Raw genomic sequence first — 22,311 nt, 5'->3', positions numbered from 1 at the left:
CCGAGCACAGGGAGGCAGAGCATGAGCCGCTACGCCGCACCGGGAACCGACGGCGCGCTGATGAGCTACCAGCCGCGCTACGACCACTGGATCGGTGGCAGCTACGTCGCTCCGAAGCAGGGCGGATACTTCGAGAACCCCACTCCTGTGACGGGCGCCGCCTTCACCGAGATCGCCCGCGGTACCGCCGAGGACGTCGAACGGGCCATCGACGCAGCGCACGCGGCGGCACCTGCCTGGGGCCGTACGCCGCCCGCCGAGCGCGCGCAGCTCCTCAACCAGATCGCGCAGCGGATGGAGGCGCATCTGGAGGAACTGGCCATCGCCGAGAGCTGGGAGAACGGCAAGCCGATCCGGGAGGCGCTGGCCGCCGACATCCCGCTGGCCATCGACCACTTCCGGTACTTCGCCGCCGCGATCCGCTCCCAGGAGGGCTCGCTCTCGCAGATCGACGAGGACACCGTCGCCTACCACTTCCACGAACCGCTGGGCGTGGTCGCGCAGATCATCCCGTGGAACTTCCCCATCCTGATGGCCGCGTGGAAGCTGGCCCCCGCGCTGGCCGCGGGCAACGCGGTCGTGCTCAAGCCCGCCGAGCAGACCCCGGCCTCCATCCACTACTGGATGAGCCTGGTGGCCGACCTGCTGCCGCCGGGAGTCGTCAACATCGTCAACGGCTTCGGTGCGGAGGCGGGCAAACCGCTGGCCGCCAGCGCCCGGGTCGCCAAGGTGGCCTTCACCGGGGAGACGACCACGGGTCGGCTGATCATGCAGTACGCCTCCGAGAACCTCAAGCCCGTGACCCTGGAGCTGGGCGGCAAGAGCCCCAACGTCTTCTTCGACGACGTCTCGGCCGCGGACGACGACTTCCTCGACAAGGCCCTCGAGGGCTTCACCATGTTCGCCCTCAACCAGGGCGAGGTGTGCACCTGCCCCTCGCGCGCGCTCATCCAGCGCGGCCACTACCGCGACTTCCTGGACGCCGGTGTCGCGCGCACCGAGGCGATCGTGCAGGGCCATCCGCTGGACACCGACACCATGGTGGGCGCCCAGGCGTCCAACGACCAGCTGGAGAAGATCCTCTCCTATCTCGACATCGGGCAGCAGGAGGGTGCGAGGGTGCTCACCGGCGGGGCCCGCGCCGAACTGGGCGGCGAGCTGGAGGGCGGCTACTACGTGCGGCCCACCGTCCTGGAGGGCGGCAACGGCATGCGCGTATTCCAGGAGGAGATCTTCGGACCCGTGGTCTCGGTGACCGCGTTCGAGGACTTCGACGATGCCGTGCGGATCGCCAATGACACCCTCTACGGGCTCGGCGCCGGGGTCTGGACACGCGACGGCGCCCGCGCCTACCGGGCGGGCCGTGCCATCCAGGCCGGACGGGTGTGGACGAACTGCTACCACGCCTATCCGGCGCACGCCGCGTTCGGCGGCTACAAGCAGTCGGGTATCGGCCGGGAGAACCACCAGATGATGCTCGACCACTACCAGCAGACGAAGAATCTGCTGGTCAGCTACGCGCCGCAGAAGATGGGACTGTTCTGATGGAGGCCCGGCCACAGGGCGATCCGGCCGGGCGGGAGGCGGGTGGTGCTCCGGCCGGGCAGGGTGCGGAGCCCGAGCGGGTCGCCGTCACGCCGGCCGCCGCCGAGCTGCTGCGGGTACTGACCGGCAAGCACGGACCGCTGATGTTCCACCAGTCCGGCGGCTGCTGCGACGGGAGCAGCCCCATGTGCTACGAGCGCGGCGAGTTCCGCACCGGGGACTCCGACGTCCTCCTGGGCGAGCTGTGGATCGACGGCGTGCCGGACCCGGTGCCGTTCTGGATGTCCGCCGCCCAATTCGCCTACTGGAGCCACACCCACCTGACCGTCGACACCGTCCAGGGCAGGGGGAGCGGCTTCTCCTTGGAAGCCCCCGAGGGAGTGCGCTTCCTGATCAGGTCCCGGCTGCTGGAGGACTGAGCCCGGTGGCCGTCCGCGTGCACCGCCGTCTCCCCAACGGCGGTGCACGCCTGCGGCACCGGTGCGGTGTGCGGACCGCTCAGTAGCCGCGGCCGGGGTACTGGTAGCCGTCGTAGGGCTCCTCGTACTGCCCGGGCATCGGGCGGGGCGTCGCCGGCCGCGGCGCCACCGGACGCATGTACTGCGTGGCCTGGTTGTGCACCGCCTGCTGCTGGTACTGCTGCACCTGGACCTGCGGCTGCGGCTGCTGCTGCATGGGCTGCTGAGGCTGCGCCGGGCCCCCCGGCCCCGGGTAGCCGTAGCCGCGCTGGGCCTGCTGCGGGATGTGCGGTGCCGGAGTGTGCTGCAACGGCACGGGTCCGCCCTGGCCGGCGCCGCCCCCGGGGGGCAGCGCGGCGGGCGCCTGCCGCATCGGCTGCTGGCGCATCGGCGCCGCCTGCTGCGGTGCGGGCTGCGGCATCTGCGGCTGGGGCGCGGCGGCCGACGGGTAGCCGTAGGACGGCGCCGGCGCGGAGTACTGCAGGGGGCCGGGCTGCTGGGGTGCTGCGGGGCCGGAGGGCAGGGCGGGAGGCAGCGCCGCGAGGGCGCTGCCTGTGCCTCCCGTGTCATAGGCCGACGGCACCCGGATGGGAGCGATCTGCGGCGTGCCCCGCTCGGCGACGAGACTGTCGTAGATCGGCGTCTCGGGGTAGGACGGTGCAGCGTAGTAGCCGCCGCTATAAGAGCTGCGGGGGGAGGTCATACTCATAAGTTAAGCCCATAATCAGCATCGGCACTAGAGAGGTGCGGAAGGAACGCCTGCGCCTTCCCTGTCGGTGCAGGCAGGAGCCGGTTTTCGCCCCATCGGAGGCAGCCGCGCCCGAGGCGCGCGCGGGAGAGCCCGAACAGGGCGAATACCCCCCATGCCGACCACGATGACGGCTGATCAGGCACAGGGGCATGGCTTGTTCCCGCCTGTCCCTGTTGCGGGCGCGCGGGAGGGGAAGCTGACAGAAGCATAAGCCCACCGGCTAGGACATAGAACGCCCATGCCCCTGCCAGATGTTCGACTCCCAGGAGTCGGGGTGAGGGGGCTTCGGCAGCGGTGGCGCGGTGCAATAGGTTGGGGAGCGGTAGGCAGGAACCGAACCCAGGGGGAGTGGCCATGACGATGCGCAAGGGGACGAACGTCCCCGTACCCGCCACGGCGGTGCGGGTCGAACTCGGCTGGTCGTCCGGCCCCCTGGTGCCGGACGTCGACGTCTCGGCCCTGCTGCTCACCGAGCAGGGCAAGGTCCGCTCCGACGACGACTTCGTCTTCTACAACCAGCCGCGGCACTCCTCCTCCGCCGTCCGGCACGAGGGGAAGAACCCGATAGGCGCCGCCTGCACCGACGAACTGACCGTCGAACTGAACAGTGTCGAACCGGACATCACCCGCATCGTCGTCGCCGCCTCGGCGGACGGCGGCAGCTTCGGGCAGGTCCCCGGCCTGTACGTGCGGCTGCTGGACGCGACCGTCGGCGGACCGTCGTCCGGCCAGGAGATCGCTCGCTTCGACCCCACCGACGCGGCGGGGGAGACCGCGTACCTGCTCGGGGAGCTCTACCGCCGGCAGGGCGCCTGGAAGTTCCGCGCCGTCGGCCAGGGATACGAGAACGGGCTGGCCGGACTGGCCACCGACTTCGGCATCAGCGTCGACGACTCGCCCGCCGGCAGCACACCCACCGCGGCCGGCACCGGTACCCCGCCGCACCCGAACAGCGCTCCGACGCCGCACGTCCCCGCACCGCCCGGCGTCCGGGCGCCGCAGGTACCACAGGTCTCCGCACCCGCCGCTCCGGCCCCCGCCGCGGCGCCGAGCGCGCCTCCCACGGCGTCCGCGGCCGGCGGACCCGAACCGGTACGGCTGACCAAGGTGACGCTCACCAAGGAGGCGCCCTCGGTCTCGCTCACCAAGCAGGGCGGCACCTCGGGCGCCATGCGGGTCAACCTCAACTGGACCACCCAGGCTCAGCCGCCCAAGGGCCTGGCCGGCCGGCTGACCCGGGCCATGGGCGCCCTCACCGGCCCCGACCTGGACCTGTGCGCCCTCTACGAGCTCACCGACGGACGCAAGGGCGTCGTCCAGGCGCTCGGCAACTCCTTCGGCTCCCTGAACCGGCCGCCCTACATCCATCTGGACGGCGACGACCGGACCGGCGCCGTGGAGACCGGCGAGAACCTCACCATCAACCTGGACCACGCCGCCGAACTCCGCCGCATCCTCATCTTCGTCACCATCTACGAGGGGGCCCGCAGCTTCGCCGGGCTGCACGCGACCGTCACCCTGCAGCCGCAGCACGGCGCCCCCGTCGACTTCTCCCTCGACGAGTGCACCGTCCCCTCCACCGTCTGCGCCCTCGCCCTGATCAGCAATGAGCGGGGCGAGCTGATGGTGCGCCGGGAGGCCCGCTACCTCGTCCCACGGCGCGGCGTCAGCCCGCAGCGCACCGTGGACGAGGAGTACGGCTGGGGCATGCAGTGGACACCGGGCCGCAAGTGACGGGCCCGGGGCCGCTCACCTGCGGCCCGCTGATCCGGCCGTGCCCTCAGGAATAGGTGCGGCCCTTCCACGCGGCTCCCCGGCCCCGGTGGTGCTGTACCGCCGAGTCGACGGTCATGGCCAGATACAGCGCCGCCGTCACCGGCAGCAACGGTGCCAGCCACAGCGGCTGCCGGTAGTAGCGCAGGATCGGCGCGTACGAGAGGGACATGGCCAGCCACCCGGCTCCGGCCACCGGGGAGCCCGCGCAGGCCCACACCGGCGGCACCAGGTAGACCAGCACGAGCCCCAGCACGGTGGCCGCGAGCACCGGCGGGCTGTTGCGCAGTTGCGCGTAGGCGCTGCGGGACACCATCCGCCACAGCGGCTCCAGCCCCGTGTACGGGCGCACACTGCGCACCCGGTCGCCGAGGCCCAGCCAGATCCGGCCGCCGGAGCGCTTGACGGCGCGGCCCAGCGACACGTCGTCGATGACCGCGTCCCGGATGCTGTCCGGCACCTCGGCGCGGACCGCGGCCACGGTCCGCAGCAGCGCGCAGCCGCCCGCCGCGGCCGCGGTGCGGGTGCCCGGCCTGTTGACCCGGCGGAACGGATAGAGCTGCGCGAAGAAGTACACGAAGGCCGGCACGATCAGCCGCTCCCACCCCGTGCGCACCCGCAGCCGCGCCATCTGCGAGACCAGGTCGAACCGGCCGCCGAGCGCGGCGTGCACCAGGTGGCGCAGCGAGTCCGGCTCATGCGCGATGTCCGCGTCGGTCAACAGCAGGAACTCCGGCTCCACCGGGTCACGGCGGGCGTGCGCGATGCCCTGCCGCACCGCCCACAGCTTCCCCGTCCAGCCCGGCGCGGGCTCACCGGGCCAGAGCACCGTCAGCGGCGGCCCCTCCGGCGCCCGCGCCGCCAGCTTCCGGGCGACGGCGCCGGTGCCGTCCCGGGACCCGTCGTCCACCAGCACGATCGTCGTCGGCCCCGGATAGTCCTGGGCCAGCAGCGTCGGCAGGGTCACCGGCAGTACCCCGGCCTCGTCCCGGGCGGGAACCACGACGCACACGGTGGGCCAGCGGACCGGTTCCGGACCGATGGGGGGCGGCAGCCGGACGTCGGTCCGCCAGAAGAAGCCCTGCCCCAGCAGGAGCCACGCCCACGCGGCCAGCGAGGCGAGCGGAACGGCCGAGGTCCAGGCGAGCGTGCTCATCGTGCGGAGTCTGCCGTACACCGGCCCACGGCGGCGCTCCGCCGCGCGCGCGACCAGGCGCACCGGCCGCCACGGCAGTGGTCGCAGGAGGGCGGCCCGCGCGGGTGAAGTACAGTTCCGTCACGTGAAGATCGCGCTGATGGACTCCGGTATCGGCCTGCTGGCCGCGGCCGCGGCGGTACGCCGCGCACGCCCCGACGCGGACCTCGTGCTCTCCTCCGACCCGGACGGCCTGCCGTGGGGGCCCCGCGACGGCGCGGACATCGCCGCGCGTGCTCTGGACTGCGCCCGCGCCGCCGCCGAGCACCGACCGGCCGCCTTGATCGTCGCCTGCAACACGGCCTCGGTGCACGCGCTGCCCGCGCTCCGCGGCGAACTGGAACCCGGCCTGCCCGTCATCGGCACCGTCCCGGCCGTCAAGCCCGCGGCGGCGGCCGCCGTCCGCACCGGAGGGCGGATCGCCATCTGGGCCACCCCGGCCACCACCGGCAGCCCCTACCAGCGACGGCTGATCGAGGAGTTCGGCAACGGCGCCGACATCACCGGAGTGCCCTGCCACGGACTCGCGGACGCCGTGGAGAGCGGCTCCGAAACCCTGATCGCCGACGCCGTGCGGGCGGCCGCCGCGCGTACCCCCGCGGATGTGGCGACGGTCGTGCTCGGCTGCACCCACTACGAGCTGGTCGGCAGCAGGATCCGGGAAGCGCTGCGCGGCACCCGCGCCGAGGGCCCGGCGCTGTACGGCTCGGCCGCCGCCGTCTGCGCCCAGGCACTGCGCCGCGCCGGCGCCCGACCGGAGCCGGACGCGGCACCCACCGGAGAGCTCACCGTGCTGCACAGCGGCAGGGCGGCCGCACTGCCGGAGGCGGCCTTCAGCTACGCCGAGGGCAGGCTGCTGGCCGAGGCGAGCGCGACCCCCGCCACGCGGGCCTGACCGTCCGGCCCGGGCCCCCGGCGGCCGAGGGCCGGGCGGGGCCCGGTACCCGTGGGCGGGAGGCGGCGGCCCGATTCCGGGTGTCTGACACGGCCCGCTCCGGCTGCCGGTGCGAGGACTCGCGAGTACGCTGCCGACATGAGTGACCGTCCCCGTGACGGCGCCGCATCCGCCCAGGGCGGCGCCGGGCCCCGCGGCGAAGCCGCCCGCAGCGCCGCCCCCGCGCCTCTGCGGCACGTCGTCCCGCCGCCGGGTACGCAGGTGTGGACCGGGCGGGCCAGCAGCCGGCTGCAATGGTGCCTGGCCGCCGTCGGTGCCGGATGTCTGGCGCTGGGCATCGATCTCGCCGTGGACATGACCTGGCCCGGTGGGGCCGTGCCGCGGATCATGTCCGTCGTCGGCTGTGTCGCCGTCGGCCTGCTCGTCCTCTTCGGCACCCTCGCCTTCGTCCACGTCGAGGTGAAGGTGGAGAACGACACGCTGGAGGTGCGGTGCGGCCACGCCGGTGTCCCGCGCCGTCGCATCCACCTGCGCGACGTGGTACACGCCGAGCACGCCCCCCGCGTCACCCCGCGGCACTGGGGCGGCTGGGGCTACCGCTGGCGGCCCGAGAAGGGCACCGCCGTCGTCATCCGGCGGGGGGAGGGGCTGGTGCTGCGGCTGGGAGACGGCCGGCTGTTCACCGTCACGGTGGACGACGCGGAGGCGGCGGTCCACCACATCCGCACCCGGCTGCACGCGCTGCGGGCGGCCTGACTCCGCGGGCCGCCCGCGCCCGCCTCGCTCGGCGCGCGGACCCGGCCCGGCTTAGGGTCGGAACATGGCGACTCCCGACTACATCCGCGATCTGCGGCGCTCCGCCGGCCACCAGCTCCTCCACCTGCCCGGCGTCAGCGTCATCGTCTTCGACGACCGGGGGCGGGTGCTCCTGGGACGGCGTGCCGACACCGGCCGGTGGGCGGTGATCGGCGGCATCCCGGAGCCCGGCGAGCAGCCGGCCGACTGCGCGGTGCGCGAGGTGCGGGAGGAGACCAACGTCCGGTGTGTGGCGGAGCGCCTGGTCGGGGTGTACGCGCTGGAGAAGCCCGTCACCTACCCCAACGGGGACATCTGCCAGTTCATGGACATCGTCTTCCGCTGCCGGGCCACCGCGCGGGCGGCGAGCGCCGTACGGGTCAACGACGAGGAGTCGCTGGAGGTCGGCTGGTTCGGCCTCGACGAGCTGCCGCCGATGAAGGAGTACGCGCACTTCCGCATCAAGCAGGCTTCCCAGGAGGGCCCGGCCTCGTTCACGGCCTCCCCCGAGGCGGCCGGCTGACGACGGGGCGGCGGCCGGGCCGGCAGTCGCCGGGCCCGGCCGCAGGTGGTCGCCGGGCTACCCGGCGGCCCGAATCCCGCGTACGGCACCGTCCTTCAGCGCCAGTTCGCCCAGGACCCAGGCCAGCGCGCGGGCGTTGGTGTCCAGCGCCGTCCGGTCGATGGCCTTCAGCCGGTCGCACGGCTGGTGATAACAGGGGTCGAACATCTGCCCGGCCGTGCCGCCGAAGCGGGCCTGCTGCTCGGGGGTCTTCACCTGCAGGTTGCCCCCGTCCAGCCCGCCGACCGGGATGCCCGCTGCCTGGAACACCAGGTGGTCGGAGCCGATCGCGCCCGGGTCCTGCCGCTCGTAGGGCAGTCCGTGCCGCTCGAAGTACCCGGCGAACAGCTCGGCGATCCGGTGGCTGCCGCCGGTTCCCGGATCCCACACGAAGCGGCCGTAGTTGGACGGGGCGAGCAGCTCCGCGTTCAGGACGGCGGCGATCCTGCCGCGCTCGGCGGGCGAGAGGTGGTCGACGTAGTAGCCGGAGCCGACGTCGATGAGCTCCTCGGCGCCCCACCACATGAACCGCACCTTGTTGCGCACCCGGTCCTGGTGCGGTGCCAGCTCCAGCGCCGTCTGCAGCACGGTGGCGGCGGTGGAACCGTTGTCGTCGACGCCCGGCGCCTCCGGCACGCTGTCGAGGTGGCCGCCCATCACCACCACGTCGTCCGGGTCGCCGCCCCTGGTCTCGGCGATGAGGTTCACCGTGGTGCGCCGGACGTCGTGGCCGCGCAGCGTCAGATGCACCCGGGCGCCCGCACGTGAGGCGGCCTGCCGTACCAGCCGTTCGCCGTCGGCCTGGGAGACCATCCCCATGGGGAGCACGAAGCTCCCCCGGGGGAGGCCTATCAGGCGGTAGTTGTTCCGGGGCGACGGTGTCGGGTAGTACATCACCACCGCCCGCGCGCCCACCTGCGCGGCCACCTGCTGTTGATGTCCGAATCCGCAGGCGTCGCGGGCCAGCACGACGACCGCCCCGCGCGCGGCCACGCCGTCGTAGTCGGACACCGCGCAGCCTGTCTTCCCGCGGGGCGGCGCGACCACTCGTGCGTCGAGACCGGCCGCGGAGGTAGAGGGAGTGAAGCGGGTCATCAGGACGGGCACATGCCGGCCGGCGCCGCTCCTCGTCCGCACCGAGAGCCGCTCCTCGGCGATGGCGAAGTCGGTATAGGGCACCCGCTGCCGCTCGACCTGGTATCCGGCCGCCGCCAGCTTTCCGGCCACGTACCGTACCGAGCGGGTGAATCCGGGCTGGTTGTAGCCCCGGTTGCCGCCGCTGGCATCGGCGATCCGCTGGAAGGCCCGCAGATGGCGGGTCACGTCCCGGCCCCGCACCCGCTCGGCCAGTTGCTCGGGGGAGAGCGTGGCCCCATCGGCCCCATCGGCCCCATCGGCCCGGTCGGCCCGGTCGGTTGCGGCGGTCCCGGCCGGTGCGGAGGAGGGCAGTGGCGCGGCACCGACCTGCTGCGCCGACAGGCAGGCCAGCGACAGCGCCGCCGCGGCGGCGAGTCTCAGGGTGTGGCGGAGCGGACGGTCGAAGACGGGCACGGGCTCTCCCTTCGCACGGTGGTCGGGGGTGTTCCGCGGAGCCGGGACGGAGCTGCGGCCCGGCGTTCAGCGGGCGACAGCGGCTTCGCTCACCACGACCGGCAGCGCGCGCAATCCGCGCAGTGTCGCGGTGCGTTCGTACTCTGCGGGCCCCTGGGGACGGAAGCCGATCCCGGCCGTGTGCAGTGCCGAGAGCACCGCACGCAACTGCAGGGTGGCCAGCCCCGCACCCAGACAGGCGTGCGCGCCCCGGCCGAACGCCAGATGCGCTCCCTTGCGCCGGGTCAGGTCCACGGCGTCCGGATCGGTGAAGACCTCCGGATCCCGGTCGGCCGCGCCCAGCAGCAGAACGACGATCTCGCCGCGCCGGATCCGCCGGCCGCCCAGTTCGCTGTCGGCCACGCACACCCGCGCGTCGCCCTGCACCGGCCCGTCGAGCCGGAGCAGCTCGTCCACCAGCGGATCCAGCGCGTTCTGCGCCATGGCGCGTCCGAGCAGCGCGGGGTCGTCCACCAGCCGGGCGAGTGCGTTGCCCATCAGTCGGCTGACCGACTCGTACCCCGCGTGCAGCACTCCCCGCAGCGAGTTGGCCAACACCGCATCGGAGACCTCCGGGGCCTGTGCGCGGGCGGCGCGGGCGGCACCGAGGAAGCCGTCCTCACCGGCGGTCTCCAGCCACCCGCCCACCATTCGGCTCAGCTCCTCCCTGGCACGGATGCCCGGTTCGGCACGCGAGGGGTCCAGCCCCGCGTCCATGCCGCGCACGATCGCGTTGGACATCTCCTCGAACCAGGGGCCGTCGGGCGGTGTGACGCCCAGGAAGTCGCACATCGTGTGCAGTGCGAGCGGGCGGGCGAATCCGCTGACCAGGTCGACGGGGCCGGCGCCGCGCAGCGCGTCCAGGCGCCCGGCGGCCAGCCGCGCCGCGGTATCCGTCATGGCCGTGTGCGAGCGCACGTGCAGTGCGGAGACGAGCAGGTGGCGGATCGCGGAGTGCTCGGGCTGGTCCAGCGACTGCACGCTCAGCTGGGCTTCGGGAACCTCCTCGCCCGCCCTGCGGAAGTCGGAGCCGAAGGCGGCCGTGTCCCCGAGCACTTTGCGGCACTCGGCGTATCCGGTGAGCACCCAGGAGTCGAGCTGCGCGTGCCAGTACACCCTGCGGTGTTCGCGCAGCCGCCGGTAGGCCGCGTGCGGAGCGGCGATGACCTCAGGAGCCAGGGGGTCGTAGAGGGGATCCCGCCGTGTTTGCGCCGCCGCTCCCGTCATGGCCGTCCTTTCTTCGGATCCGGGTGGGGTGAGGGAAAAAAGATCGCACCGTTCGCGGCCACGCGGCAATACGCGTGGCCGCGACAACCGTGAACTCATCAGTAGATGTAACGCATGGCGTTCTCCCTTCTGTGTGGTTCCCGGGGTCCGCCGTCACAGCGTGCCGACGGCGATCTTGGGGTGCGGCCGGTGTGAAATCCGGCCTCGGAAAGGGCGGTCGGACGGTCGCCCCGACGGCGGATACGGAGGGTTGCCCTCCTGTAAATCGAACGCGAGGGGCGGGCCGGTGTCATGGATGCGAAAGGAATACCCACGTCCCACCTTCCCTGTCGCGCTCCGGAGGGCCTGAAGTCGGCCGTGGTCACCTTCCGACAGCCGGTGCGCCCAGCGCAAGAGGGTGGCGGGTTGGGAACGGCTACTTTTCCACCGGCGGAAAAGTGGGCGTCACATTCCGGTGCGGTATGCCACGTTCCGCGGCGGGCCCGCGAATGCGGACGACCCGAGCGGGGCATCCGGAAAGACGGCGGGCGGTGGGAGTTTCCGGCCGTGCAGAATCCGGCGAATCAAACGACTTCGAAGGTGTAAACCAATGATGAAATCGTCGACCTGCTTCCCGGCGCGGTACCGCGCCGGTACCCGGTACCGGAGCACTCTTCGTTCCGGGCGCGCCCGGTGAGCGCCGCCACCGGGTTCGCGTTACTGGCGGCCATGACGGCGCTGGAGCGGGAGAACCCCGGCTCGCCGCTCCGGCTGGGGGTGATAGCCCGGCGCGCCGGTCTCAGCGCCTCCCAGGCGAACAAGCTTCTCGCGCAGGCCGCGGAGCACGGTCTGGTGCACCGCACCGGCTACGGGAGATACGCGCTGGCCGGAACAGCGGCCCGCGCGGTGGCCGACGCCACCGCGCATCGCGCCCGGGCGGCGGTCGCTACCCGGCGTGCCGCCGAGAGCCGATGGCGGCACGCCGCGGCCTCCGCCGACCCGGACCGGCGCGCCGAACCGCTTCCCGGCCGCGGTCTCGACCGCGGCCCCGGACCGGGACCGGAGCCCGGAAACGGACGGGACTTCCGCCGAAGAGCCGGCCCGGCCGCACTCGGGGGTCCGGCCGAGGCCGGGGCTCCGACCAGGCCGGTGCCACCGGCGGGACCGGTGGCACCGGCCGCAGCCGGGTCCGGAACGGACGCGGACAGCGGCCCGCCGCGCCCATATCTGACTGCCACTCAGAGCTTGCGGTAGGTGTAGGCCTCCTCGGCAGCCGAGGCCACCGCAGCCAGGTCGCCGCCGCCCGCAGCCGTCACGACGGCGGCGACCGCACCCTCCACCAGGGGCGCGTCCACCAACCGGGCCGGCTCCGGCAGCTCGTCGCCCTCGGCCAGCAGCGTCTTGACCGTCAGCACCGCGCTGCCCAGGTCGACGAGGAGCGCGACACCCGCGCCCTCGTCCATCCGGTGCGCGGCCTCGACGATCAGTTCCTCGCTGGTACCGAGCCCGCCGTCGGGCAGCCCGCCGGCACCGGCGACCCGGGCGTCCGGCACTCCCGCGAGCCCCGCGGCCAGCCGGGCGACCGAGTCGGCGACCTCCTTGCTGTGCGAGACCAGGACGATCCCTACCCGCTTGCCGCCGTCGGCCTCCGCCATGTCACTCACCCCCACCGCTGTCGCTCTCCTGGGACCCTGCCGTCCCGCCTTCGGCGCCGCCGGCCTCCGCCAGCGCCGCCACCAGCAGCGCCGCCGAGGTCGCACCGGGGTCCCGGTGCCCGATGCTGCGCTCTCCCAGATAGCTGGCCCGGCCCTTGCGGGCCTGGAGCGGCACGGTCTCCTCCGCACCCCGCTCGGCCGCGTCGCGCGCCGCGCCGAAGTCCTCACCGCCGCTGTCCGCCAGTGCCTCAGCGGCCGGGAGGAGCGCGTCGAGCATCGTCTTGTCACCCGTGGCGGCACCGCCCAATTGCGCCACCGCGTCGATACCGGCGCGCAGCGCGTCCGCCAGCTCCGCGCCGCTGACGCGCTCCGCGCCGCCGAGCGCCTTGCCCGTACGGCGCAGCAGTGTTCCGTACAGCGGGCCCGAGGCACCGCCCACCGTGGAGACCAGCTTCCTGCCCGCCGTCATCAGCACGGCTCCCGGCGTCGCGGGGACGTCCTCGGCCAGCTCCCCGCGCACCGCCTCGAATCCCCGGCGCATGTTTCCGCCGTGGTCGGCGTCGCCGATCGCCGAATCCAGTTCCGTCAGCCGGCTCTCCTCCCGGGCCACCGCGTCGGCGGAAGCCGTCATCCACCGGGCGAAGAAGGCGGCGTCCAGCTCCCGGACGCCTGTCCCGCCTCCGCCGGACTCGCCGGTCTCGTTCGTCACCTTGCCGCTCACTCCTGCTCCTTCACCGCTGTCCCGGTCGTGGTGCTGCCCGCTCCGGCAGGACCACCGCGTACGTCACCGCCGTGCGAGACGTGCGGCACCGTCGTGCGTGCCGCACCGCTGCGCGGTCGCGAGGCCGTCCCGCCACCCTCGTGCCACCGTTCGGTGGGTCCTCAGGCGCCCCACCGCAGTCCGGCGGTCTGCACGGGCGCGTCCCACAGCCGCAGCAGCTCCTCGTCGGCCCGGCACAGCGTCACGGAGGCGCCCGCCATGTCCAGCGAGGTCACATAGTTGCCGACGAGGGTACGGGCGACCGGGATCCGCCGCTCGCCCAGGACCCGGTGCACCTCGCCGCAGAACCCGTAGAGTTCCAGCAGCGGCGTCGCTCCCATGCCGTTGACCAGCGCGAGCACCGGCTCCTCGGGGCGCAGATCCTCCAGCACCGCGTCGACGGCGAAGTCCGCGATCTCCCCGGAGGTCATCATCGGGCGCCGCTCCCGGCCCGGTTCCCCGTGGATGCCGATCCCCAGCTCCAGTTCGCCTGCGGGCAGCTCGAACATGGGACCGCCCTTGGACGGGGTGCTGCACGGGCTGAGTGCCACTCCGAAGCTCCGCGAGGAGTCGGCCACCTGGCGTGCGACCGCCTCCACCCGCTCCAGCGGCGCCCCCTCGGCGGCCAGCGCACCCGCGATCTTCTCCACGAACAGCGTGGCGCCCGTACCCCGGCGTCCGGCCGTGTGCGTACTGTCGGTCACCGCCACGTCGTCCTCGACCAGTACCTTCCCGATGCGGACCCCTTCGTCCTCGGCGAGTTCGGCGGCCATGTCGAAGTTCAGCACGTCGCCGGTGTAGTTCTTGACGACGAACAGCACGCCCTCCCCGCTGTCCACGGCCGCGGCCGCGGCGACCATCTGGTCGGGGACGGGAGAGGTGAAGATCTCGCCCGGGCATGCGGCATCCAGCATCCCGGGCCCCACGAATCCGCCGTGCAGCGGTTCGTGTCCCGAACCGCCACCGGAGACCAGCGCGACCTTCCCCGCCACGGGTGCGTCCCGCCGCACGACCACCCGACGGTCCACGTCCACGGCCAGCTCGGGGTGGGCGGCGGCCATCCCGCGCAACGCGTCGGGAACCACGGACTCGGGAACGTTGATGAGCATCCTCATGTGTACCTCCACGCGAGATCGGCAGCTATCGCTTGTGCGGGCTTCGTTGCTGGTGACAGCGGGTTGTGGGGGAACCGGGGGGCCTGGTCCCGGCGCTTCGAGGCGCCGGCGCCGCGGGGACTTCCGGGGCCGGCGCCGAGTTGCTGACGAGGCTCGTGAGGACGTATCAGTCGAACCTCTGATCGGTATCGTTCATCCCGGACAGTCTCTCGCGTTGATCGCGGGTCGTCACGTACCTGATGCGGTCGTGATGCCCGGGGTCCGTGATGCCTCGGGGCGGCCAGGTGATTTCTGTGGCGCGCCGGATGCGCCGGGCAGCGGCCGACCGGAGTGCTTCAGGAGCCACCCGCAGAAGCGAACCCGTATCGCGGCGTCTGCCGCATCGACCCGACCCCGTGTGAGGCAGGCTCTCCGCCCCGTGCGGCGGTGTCGCCCGCGCCCTGCCCTCCGGCGGTCAGGCATGTGGCGTGCCGCCGTCCGACGCCAGCCGGGTGAGCCACTCGTACAGCAGCCGCTGTTCGGCGTCGCTCAGGAGGCCGGTGCCGTCGGGAAGCGCGGCGCGCAGCGCGCGGGCTGCCGGGGCGGGGCCGGACTCCCCGGCCGGGAGGGCCGGTTCGGCGCGAGTGACGGCGGCGACCATGGATTCGCGCAGGACAGCCAACAGGGCCGGGGTGCGGCGCTCCGCGGGGGTGGAGTTCCAGGTGGTGACCGCGCCCTGACCGGTCGCCTGGATGATCTGTGCGGCGAGCTCCTCGTCGACTCGCAGCCACCCTCCGGCCGCCAGCCTGCGCACCCGCCCACGGAGGATCTCCAGGCCCGCGTGATGGGCCGCGTCCGACCCCCGGCTGGTGGCCCTGTTCATCACCGCGAACAGCTCGGGGCGCGAGACGCCGAACTCCACCACCACGTCCCAGCCGCGGCGCAGTTCCTCCACCGGGTCCTCCGGGGCGGGGTCGAGCTGCGCGCGCTTGTTCTCCAGAAACTGCGTGTAGCCGTGTTCGGCGACCGCCTCCAGCAGGCCCTCCTTGTCGCCGAAGAGGCGATAGATCGCCGGGGGCTGCATCCCGGCCGCGGTGGCGACCGCACGGGTGCTCACCGCTTCGGGCCCGCCGCTCTCCAGCAGTTCGACGGCCGCTTCGACGATGCGGCGGCGGGGGTCGGCGGAGGTGTCGTGGCGCATGAATCGATGCTAACGAGAAATCGCTTCCGCTGTTAGTTTCAGCGTTATCGTTCTAGTGATTCCACCGGAAACACCTGAGGGGACCCCACTCGTGATCATCGTGACCGGAGCCACCGGAAAGCTCGGCCGCCGCACCGTCGAGCACCTCCTGGAGCGCGTCCCCGCCGACCGTGTCGGCGTCCGCGTCCGCGACCCGCGCAAGGTCCATGACCTCGCCGAACGGGGCGTCCGCGTCCGACAGGGCGACTTCGACGACCCCGCCTCGCTCGCGCACGCCTTCGAGGGAGCCGAGCAGCTGCTCCTCGTCTCTCTCGACCGCGCGGGCGAGGAGTGCGTCGCCGGCCACCGTGCCGCCGTCGACGCCGCCGTGCGGGCCGGCGTCGGCCGGATCCTCTACACCAGCCAGATGGGCGCCGCCCACGACTCCCTCTTCCAGCCCTGCCGCGACCACGCCCGGACGGAGGACCTCCTGCGGGCCACCGGCCTGCCCTGGACCGCACTGCGCAACGGCTTCTACGCCGCCGGCGCCCTGCAGTTCCTCGAACCCGCCCGGCACACCGGGGACATCGCCCTGCCCGCCGACGGACCCGTCGCCTGGACCGGCCACGACGACCTCGCCGAGGCCACCGCGGAGATCCTCTCCGACGAGGGCCGCTTCGAGGGGCCCACCCCACCGCTCACCGGCCCGGCGGCTCTGGACTTCGCCGCCCTCGGCGAGATCGCGTCCCGGATCACCGGACGGGCCTTCACCCGGACCGCCGCTTCCGACAGCGCCTTCCGCGAGCAGTCACTGGCGCACGGTGTCCCCGCGCCGGTCGCCGACCTGATGCTGAGCGTCTTCGTGGCGGCACGGAACGACGAGTTCACCGCAGTCGACCCGACGCTGGCCGGTCTGATCGGCCGAGAGCCCGCCTCCTTCCGCACTCTGCTGGAGCATGCCTGGAGCGCATAGCTGCGAGGGGCCGGTGCCGTGACGCGCACGTCCGGCGGGACCCCGCCCGGCTCACCGCGCAACCGGAGCGCGGATGCGGACGGCCGGACCGGACGTGCGGTTCGGACACCCCATGCCGTTCGAGGTCAAGCGGCGAGCGGTGAGGCGTGTATCCGGCTGACGGCACGCAGGATCTCGTCCCGGTTCTTCGCCCTCTTGATCCATGCCGGGAGACGGGCCACCAGGGTCAACCGCGGCCCGGTCTCGTACCAGGGCGCCCGCTCCCGCAGCGACGCCTGCACGAACCGGCGGATCAGGTCGAGATGCTCCAGGTCGTACGCCCACAACCAGCCGTGCCGGGTCTCCGCCTGGAGCCACAGCGGCAGACCGAAGTAGGGATCCGTCACGGGCTCGGCCGTGCCGCGGGGGAGGGCGAGCAGGCGGCCACTCCACTCCCGTGACAGTCCGCAGCCGCGGCAGACCAGCCGCCGCCGCCTGAACAGCATCCGCTCCCCGGAGTCGCCGGCCCCGGGTGCTGGAACGACACGGGCGGCCTTCGTGCAGCCGGGGCATCGCACGACGATCGAACCGATGAAGTCGTACTCGGTGCTGAGCGGGTCCCGGAACCGGTCGGAGAGCAAGTCCATGTGCCGAGTATGCGGTTGCCGCGCCGGCCGGGGCATCCCTGTTCGACGACGCAGTGGCGCGCGGGTGCGGTGAACACCATCGGGTCTTCGAGGGCGGTGCCCTCGCGGGACATGGATCCGTCGGAGTGACGGCCGGAGAAAAGACTGCCGAGGGAGAAGCGCGGAGCAGAATGCGGGAGAACCGGAGCGGCGCTTCGGGCCGGGCGGGAAGGTGCATTTCCGTGCGCCGGTCCCGAGTTCGATCGGGATTCTTGGCTCCGCGCATCACGTTCACGTCGCTCGCGTCCGGTCTTCACGGTTTTGACCCGGTCGTCGAATCCCGGATACGGTCGACGGCGGAAATACAGCTGTCGATGAAGAGTGGAGCAGTCCTTCCCGTGTCACTTCCCGACCCGTCGGCGTCCTACCTGCTCAGTGGTGACATGCAACAGGCCATGACCGCCCCGGATTGGCTGCGCGACAACGTGGACACGCTCATCGGCGTGCCGTTGCGCATCCTGCTCATCGTCGTCGCCATGGCAATAGTCCGCGTGCTGGCCAAGAAGGGCATCAAGCACGTGGTGAAGCGCATCCTGGAGCCGTCCGAGGAGCGGGAGGCCGGAGGGCGCCCGTCCGGCCGGGGTCCCGCGGTGCTGGCCCGGGACCGGTCCCGGGCCCAGGAGCGGCGCGAGCAGCGGGCCAGGACGATCGGGTCGGTACTGAGCAGCATCGTCACCGTCGTCGTCGGGGTCATGGGCGCGGCGATGGTGCTCGACCAGGTCGGCATCGCGCTCGGCCCGCTGCTGGCCAGTGCCGGTGTGGTGGGTCTGGCGATCGGTTTCGGCGCGCAGAGCCTGGTGGCCGACTACCTGTCCGGCATGCTGATCATGCTGGAGGACCAGTACGGAGTGGGCGACTCGGTGGACTTGGGCGAGGCCATCGGCGAAGTCGAGCACGTCGGCCTGCGGCTCACCCAGATCCGCGACCTCAACGGCGGCCTGTGGCACATCCGCAACGGCGAGATCCTGCGGGTCCGCAACGACAGCCAGGAGTGGGCCCGCGCGGTCCTCGACGTCTCCGTGGCCTACGAGTCCAACCTCGACACCGTCTGCAGCGTCCTGGAGACCGCCGGTCGCAAGATGCGCGAGGACCCCCGTTTCGAGGGCATGCTTCTGGAGGACCCCGCGGTCTGGGGTGTGCAGTCCCTGGACGCCGACGGTGTGCTGGTCCGCATCGCCGTCAAGACGGCTCCGCTCAAGCAGTGGGGAGTCGCCCGCGAGCTGCGCCGCCGCGTCAAGGAGGCGCTCGAGGCCGCCGGGGTCGACATCCCCTTCCCGCAGCGGACCGTGTGGGTGCGCGGCGACAACGACGGCAGTCCCGAGTCCGCTTCGGTGCCCGCTCCTCGCTGAACCACGCCGGTCCGGCGGCCGGCGCCTGCGGCGGCTCCCGGCACGGGCGGTGTCCCACAGCCCGGATCCCGGCATCGTCGGCCTCCGACGCGGGCGGGGCCGGAGCACGTCCGACGTGCTCCGGCCCCGCCCGCGTGCTGCCGGAAGGCGCGGCGCAGGACGCCGAGCCGCGCGGGGCGATCCGTCGCGCATTCCGTTCGGCAACAATGGCGTCCGGGGCGGAATCACCCCGGAATCGCCTCTCTGAATTCTGGCGCGCGCCGGAAGGCGCCCGGCGGTGCGCAGTGGGGACATTCCCGGTCCTTCCTCCTGGCACCGCCCGGTCAGCGGCATGCGGGAAGAGCCGGGGCCTCCGGAATTCCGTGCAGAATGAGGACGCGATGCCGCGCGCACAGCAGCGAACAGCATTCCTTCCGATCGGACGGATACGCCAGCCGAACGTCACCCGGGCCGACGGACCGCGGGAGGCGACCGCACGCGAACTCCTCCGCCCGCCGGGCCGGGGCCACGCCCCCCTGCGACGCCCCTCCCGCCGGAATCCGGCGAGGACACCCACTACGCGGGTGCGGCGCCGCGGCCGAGGCGGGCGGCGAAGCCCCGCAGCGCGGTGCGGAAGTCCTCGGGTTCCTCGACGGTGAAGTCGGCGCCGAGGAAGGCGAGGGCGGGCAGCAGCCACTGCCAGGAGTCGAGGGCGAGTTCGGCCCGGGTGGCACCCCCGGCGACCGTGCTGAGGACGACGTCCTGGCGGTGGAACGCGTCGGCCACTGCCGGTACCGGAGCGTCGAGAGTCAGCACCACGCGGCGCCGATGCCGGTTGATGCCCGCACGGAGCTGGTCGATGCCCGTCCCGGCCGGCAGCGGTCGGGGGGCGAACGTCCGGCCGGTCACCCGGAGTTCGGCCAGCCGATCGAGGCGGAAGGTCCGCCAGTCCCGCTTGTCGACGTCCCACCCCAGCAGATACCAGCGCTGGTGCAGGTGGAGGTGGCGGTGCGGCTCGACCAGGCGCGTGGTGGCCGCTCCGGCCGCTCCCACGTAGTGGAACGTGACCGTGTGCTCCTGCGCGATCGCCTCGGCGATCGTGCTCACCGCCGCCGCGCTGGTGCTCGGTGCGGGAGTGGGTGCGGTCTCCAGGCTCGCGCGCAGCGCCGCCGCCCGCGGGCGCAGCCGCTTGGGCAGGTACTGGTCCACCTTCCCGTAGGCGCGGACCGCGGCCTCGTCGAGGCTGCCCTCGCTCGCGCTGCCGGTCGAGCCGAGGGCCGCCAGGCCCAGCAGGGTGGCGACGGCCTCGTCGTCGTCGAGCAGCAACGGAGGCATGGCCCGCCCGGCTGCGAGCCGGTAGTGGCCGCCCGGCCCCGGCCGGGTCTCGACCGGGTACCCGTAGCCGCGGAGGCGGCCGATATCGCGCCGCAGGGTGCGCGGAGGGACGTCCAGCCGCGCCGCCAGTTCCGCACCGCTGAAGCTCCTGCCCGACTGCAGGACCGCGAGCAGTGCGAGAACCCGTTGCATCACGTCGGCCACGGCGGCAGTCTCGCAGAATTTGCGGCCGGATTCCGGCCGCATCCTGGCCTAGGGTCCCGCTCATGACGCAGCACGCCATCCGGATCAGGGGAGCCCGTACCCACAACCTGCGGCACCTCGACATCGATGTGCCCCGCGGGCAGCTCGTGGTCTTCGCGGGGGTGTCGGGTTCGGGCAAGTCGTCGCTGGTGTTCGACACCCTCGCGGCCGAGGCCGGATACCAGCTCAACGAGACCTACCCGCCCTACACCCGCAGCCGCCTGCCGAAGTGGAACCGTCCCGAGGTCGCACACATCGACGGGCTGTCGCCCGTCGTGGTGATCGACCAGCGGCGGCTGGGCGGGAGTGTCCGCTCCACGGTGGGCACGGTCACCGACGTCTGGACCTTTCTGCGCCTGCTGTTCTCCCGGACGAGCACCCCGCACGCCGGCGAGGCCTCCGCCTTCTCCTTCAACGACCCGGCCGGGATGTGCCCCACCTGCTCCGGCCTGGGAGAGGTCGTGGCCGGCGCCGTCGACCGGTTCGTGGATCCGGACCGGTCGCTGCGCGAGGGTGCCGTGCTGCTGCCCGGATTCGCCCCCGGTGGATACTGGTACTCCCACTTCGCCGACATCGGGGTGTTCCCCCTCGGCACGCCGCTGCGCCACTGGGACACGAACCAGCGGAACGCGCTGCTGTACGGGACGGCGGCTGCGGGCTCGCCCGCTGACCGGCTGCCCGAGGGCTACGAGGGCGTGGTGCAGCGCTTCGAGCGGATCCATCTGCGCGGCTCCGAGGAGATGTCCGAGCGCAAGAAGCAGACGATTGCCCGGTTCACCCGCTCCGAGGTGTGCCCGGACTGCCGCGGGGACCGGCTGTGCGAGGCGAGCCGGTCGGCCACGGTGCTCGGCCGCACCATCGGGGAGATGTCCCGGATGGAGGTCGCCGAACTCGCCGATCTGGTGGGGGAGGTGACCGAGGCGCGGGTGGCACCGGTCGTCTCGGCCCTCACCGAACGGCTCCGGGCGATGGTCGCCATCGGGCTCGGCTATCTGCACCTCGGCCGCGGCACCGCGACGCTCTCCGGGGGCGAGGCACAGCGGATCAAGACTCTCAGGCACCTGGGCAGCAGCCTCACCGAGATGATCTACGTCTTCGACGAGCCCACCGTCGGGCTGCACCCCCACGATGTCTCCGCCATGACCGGGCTGCTGCTGCGGCTGCGGGACAAGGGCAACTGCGTCCTGGTCGTCGAGCACGACCCCGCGGTCATGGCCGTCGCCGACCAGGTCGTCGAGATCGGCCCGGGTGCGGGGGAGCAGGGCGGCGCACTCGTCCACCAGGGCGGCTTCGAGGAGTTGCGCCGGGCCGGTACCGCGACGGCGGCCGCCCTGGCCCGGCGCCGGCCGGTCAAGGACGCTCCGCGGACGCCGCGCGGGCACCTCACCGTGTCCGGCGCCGCGCGCAACAACCTCCGCCATGTGACCGCGGACATCCCCACCGTGGTGCTGACCGTGCTCACCGGCGTGGCGGGCTCTGGCAAGACCAGCTTCGCCGACGAACTCGTCGCCCAGCACGACGCCGTCGTGATCGACCAGCGGCCGGTCGTCGGCAACCGGCGCTCCACGCCTCTCACCTATACGGGAATCGCGGGCGCCGTCCGCAGGCTCTTCGCCCGCCGCAATCGCGTCGACGCAGGGCTGTTCAGCTCCAACTCCCGGGGCGGCTGCCCGGGCTGCAACGGGCTGGGGACCGTCTCCAGCGACCTCGCGTTCCTGGAGGACCAGGAGACGGTCTGCGAGAGCTGCGGGGGACGCAGGTTCACGTCCGAGGCGCTGGCGTACACGGTCGACGGGCTGACCATCGCCGACATCGGTGCTCTCACCGTCCACGAGGCCATTGAACGGCTCCCGGACCGCGCGATCGTCCGCGCCCTGCGCCACCTCGACGATGTCGGGCTGGGGTATCTGCGGCTCGGCCAGCCGCTGACGACCCTCTCGGGCGGTGAGTGCCAGCGGGTGAAGATCGCCAAGGAACTCCGGGACGCCGCCGGACCGGCCCTCTATGTCCTCGACGAACCCACCACCGGCCTGCACCTGCAGGACATCGACACTCTGCTGGCCCTCCTCGACGGCCTGGTGGACCAGGGGCACACCGTCGTACTGATCGAGCACAATCTCGATGTCGTACGGAGTGCCGACTGGCTGATCGACCTCGGTCCCGGCCCCGGGCGGCACGGGGGGCGGCTCCTGTACCAGGGGCCGGTCGCCGGGATCACCGGCACCGCCACCGCCGAGGCACTGCGCGAGGAGGGCCGCACCCTCGTGCCCTCGTCCGCCGGAAGCGGCCCGGCGGCCGGCTGACGGGC

General features: G+C 72.9%; 20 protein-coding genes. 10 read left to right on the top strand and 10 right to left on the bottom strand.

Annotated elements, in window-relative coordinates:
- Window positions 1–21: 21 nt before the first annotated feature.
- Together P2424_RS01750 and P2424_RS01745 are read left to right on the top strand one after the other, a co-directional pair.
- Window positions 22–1,545, top strand: coding sequence for an aldehyde dehydrogenase family protein (locus P2424_RS01750; protein WP_276474040.1), 1,524 nt, complete (start codon window positions 22–24; stop codon window positions 1,543–1,545).
- Window positions 1,545–1,964: a DUF779 domain-containing protein gene (locus P2424_RS01745; protein WP_276474039.1), complete on the top strand. Its 420-nt coding sequence runs from the start codon at window positions 1,545–1,547 to the stop codon at window positions 1,962–1,964. The genes P2424_RS01750 and P2424_RS01745 overlap by 1 nt, the downstream gene beginning before the upstream one ends.
- A 79-nt stretch (window positions 1,965–2,043) precedes the next feature.
- Here the strand turns inward: P2424_RS01745 and P2424_RS01740 are convergent, their stop codons facing one another.
- Complete coding sequence (locus P2424_RS01740; RefSeq protein ID WP_276474038.1) at window positions 2,044–2,706, bottom strand: DUF6643 family protein; 663 nt, start codon at window positions 2,704–2,706, stop codon at window positions 2,044–2,046.
- A gap of 402 nt (window positions 2,707–3,108) precedes the next feature.
- On the opposite strand from P2424_RS01740, the gene P2424_RS01735 reads away from it, so the two are divergent.
- Window positions 3,109–4,488: a TerD family protein gene (locus P2424_RS01735; protein WP_276474037.1), complete on the top strand. Its 1,380-nt coding sequence runs from the start codon at window positions 3,109–3,111 to the stop codon at window positions 4,486–4,488.
- Between the two features lie 46 nt (window positions 4,489–4,534).
- Here P2424_RS01735 and P2424_RS01730 read toward each other — a convergent pair whose 3' ends face one another.
- Entirely contained in the window at window positions 4,535–5,683 is a 1,149-nt protein-coding gene (locus tag P2424_RS01730; protein ID WP_276474036.1) for a glycosyltransferase, read from the bottom strand.
- 124 nt (window positions 5,684–5,807) lie between these two features.
- Here P2424_RS01730 and P2424_RS01725 point away from each other — a divergent pair, with 124 nt between their 5' ends.
- The 3 genes from P2424_RS01725 (at window position 5,808) to P2424_RS01715 (ending at window position 7,935) form a co-directional block, all read left to right on the top strand.
- The gene (locus P2424_RS01725) at window positions 5,808–6,617 is read left to right on the top strand and encodes an aspartate/glutamate racemase family protein (protein ID WP_276474035.1); all 810 of its coding nucleotides are present in this window, start codon (window positions 5,808–5,810) and stop codon (window positions 6,615–6,617) included.
- Window positions 6,618–6,755: 138 nt separating this feature from the next.
- Window positions 6,756–7,373, top strand: coding sequence for a hypothetical protein (locus tag P2424_RS01720; RefSeq protein ID WP_276474034.1), 618 nt, complete (start codon window positions 6,756–6,758; stop codon window positions 7,371–7,373).
- 64 nt (window positions 7,374–7,437) lie between these two features.
- Complete coding sequence (locus tag P2424_RS01715; protein ID WP_276474033.1) at window positions 7,438–7,935, top strand: NUDIX domain-containing protein; 498 nt, start codon at window positions 7,438–7,440, stop codon at window positions 7,933–7,935.
- A 57-nt stretch (window positions 7,936–7,992) separates the two neighbouring features.
- Here the strand turns inward: P2424_RS01715 and P2424_RS01710 are convergent, their stop codons facing one another.
- Both P2424_RS01710 and P2424_RS01705 read right to left on the bottom strand, forming a co-directional pair.
- Window positions 7,993–9,525: a M28 family peptidase gene (locus P2424_RS01710; protein ID WP_276474032.1), complete on the bottom strand. Its 1,533-nt coding sequence runs from the start codon at window positions 9,523–9,525 to the stop codon at window positions 7,993–7,995.
- Between the two features lie 66 nt (window positions 9,526–9,591).
- Window positions 9,592–10,791, bottom strand: coding sequence for a cytochrome P450 (locus tag P2424_RS01705; RefSeq protein ID WP_276474031.1), 1,200 nt, complete (start codon window positions 10,789–10,791; stop codon window positions 9,592–9,594).
- Between the two features lie 672 nt (window positions 10,792–11,463).
- Between P2424_RS01705 and P2424_RS01700 the strand changes: the two genes are divergently transcribed.
- Window positions 11,464–12,024 carry a hypothetical protein gene (locus P2424_RS01700; protein WP_276474030.1) on the top strand — a complete coding sequence of 187 codons (561 nt, stop codon included), beginning with the start codon at window positions 11,464–11,466 and terminating at the stop codon, window positions 12,022–12,024.
- Here the strand turns inward: P2424_RS01700 and dhaM are convergent.
- The 4 genes from dhaM to P2424_RS01680 all read right to left on the bottom strand — a co-directional run bounded on the left by dhaM (window position 12,009) and on the right by P2424_RS01680 (window position 15,480).
- The gene (dhaM, locus tag P2424_RS01695) at window positions 12,009–12,425 is read right to left on the bottom strand and encodes a dihydroxyacetone kinase phosphoryl donor subunit DhaM (RefSeq protein ID WP_276474029.1); all 417 of its coding nucleotides are present in this window, start codon (window positions 12,423–12,425) and stop codon (window positions 12,009–12,011) included. The two genes, P2424_RS01700 and dhaM, sit on opposite strands and share 16 nt — an antisense overlap.
- 1 nt (window position 12,426) lies before the next feature.
- Window positions 12,427–13,146, bottom strand: coding sequence for a dihydroxyacetone kinase subunit DhaL (gene dhaL, locus P2424_RS01690; protein WP_276474028.1), 720 nt, complete (start codon window positions 13,144–13,146; stop codon window positions 12,427–12,429).
- Between the two features lie 161 nt (window positions 13,147–13,307).
- A complete protein-coding gene (gene dhaK, locus P2424_RS01685) occupies window positions 13,308–14,300 on the bottom strand; it encodes a dihydroxyacetone kinase subunit DhaK (protein ID WP_276474027.1) in 993 nt (330 codons plus the stop codon).
- 454 nt (window positions 14,301–14,754) lie between these two features.
- Window positions 14,755–15,480, bottom strand: a complete 726-nt coding sequence (locus P2424_RS01680) for a TetR/AcrR family transcriptional regulator (RefSeq protein ID WP_276474026.1) — start codon at window positions 15,478–15,480, stop codon at window positions 14,755–14,757.
- A gap of 91 nt (window positions 15,481–15,571) precedes the next feature.
- On the opposite strand from P2424_RS01680, the gene P2424_RS01675 reads away from it, so the two are divergent.
- Window positions 15,572–16,432, top strand: a complete 861-nt coding sequence (locus P2424_RS01675) for an SDR family oxidoreductase (protein WP_276474025.1) — start codon at window positions 15,572–15,574, stop codon at window positions 16,430–16,432.
- Between the two features lie 125 nt (window positions 16,433–16,557).
- Here the strand turns inward: P2424_RS01675 and P2424_RS01670 are convergent, their stop codons facing one another.
- Window positions 16,558–17,058, bottom strand: a complete 501-nt coding sequence (locus tag P2424_RS01670; RefSeq protein ID WP_276474024.1) for a hypothetical protein — start codon at window positions 17,056–17,058, stop codon at window positions 16,558–16,560.
- 434 nt (window positions 17,059–17,492) lie between these two features.
- Between P2424_RS01670 and P2424_RS01665 the strand changes: the two genes are divergently transcribed.
- Window positions 17,493–18,446, top strand: coding sequence for a mechanosensitive ion channel family protein (locus P2424_RS01665; protein ID WP_276474023.1), 954 nt, complete (start codon window positions 17,493–17,495; stop codon window positions 18,444–18,446).
- 555 nt (window positions 18,447–19,001) lie between these two features.
- Here P2424_RS01665 and P2424_RS01660 read toward each other — a convergent pair.
- Window positions 19,002–19,964 carry a YafY family protein gene (locus tag P2424_RS01660; protein ID WP_276474022.1) on the bottom strand — a complete coding sequence of 321 codons (963 nt, stop codon included), beginning with the start codon at window positions 19,962–19,964 and terminating at the stop codon, window positions 19,002–19,004.
- Window positions 19,965–20,026: 62 nt separating this feature from the next.
- Here P2424_RS01660 and P2424_RS01655 point away from each other — a divergent pair, with 62 nt between their 5' ends.
- Window positions 20,027–22,306 carry an ATP-binding cassette domain-containing protein gene (locus P2424_RS01655; protein ID WP_276474021.1) on the top strand — a complete coding sequence of 760 codons (2,280 nt, stop codon included), beginning with the start codon at window positions 20,027–20,029 and terminating at the stop codon, window positions 22,304–22,306.
- Window positions 22,307–22,311 lie beyond the last annotated feature (5 nt).

Source organism: Streptomyces sp. WMMB303 (assembly GCF_029351045.1).
In the GTDB taxonomy this organism is placed as follows: Bacteria; Actinomycetota; Actinomycetes; order Streptomycetales; family Streptomycetaceae; genus Streptomyces.
The sequence above is the reverse complement of the archived record's forward strand: the minus strand, read 5'-3'. Positions and strand labels throughout refer to the sequence as shown.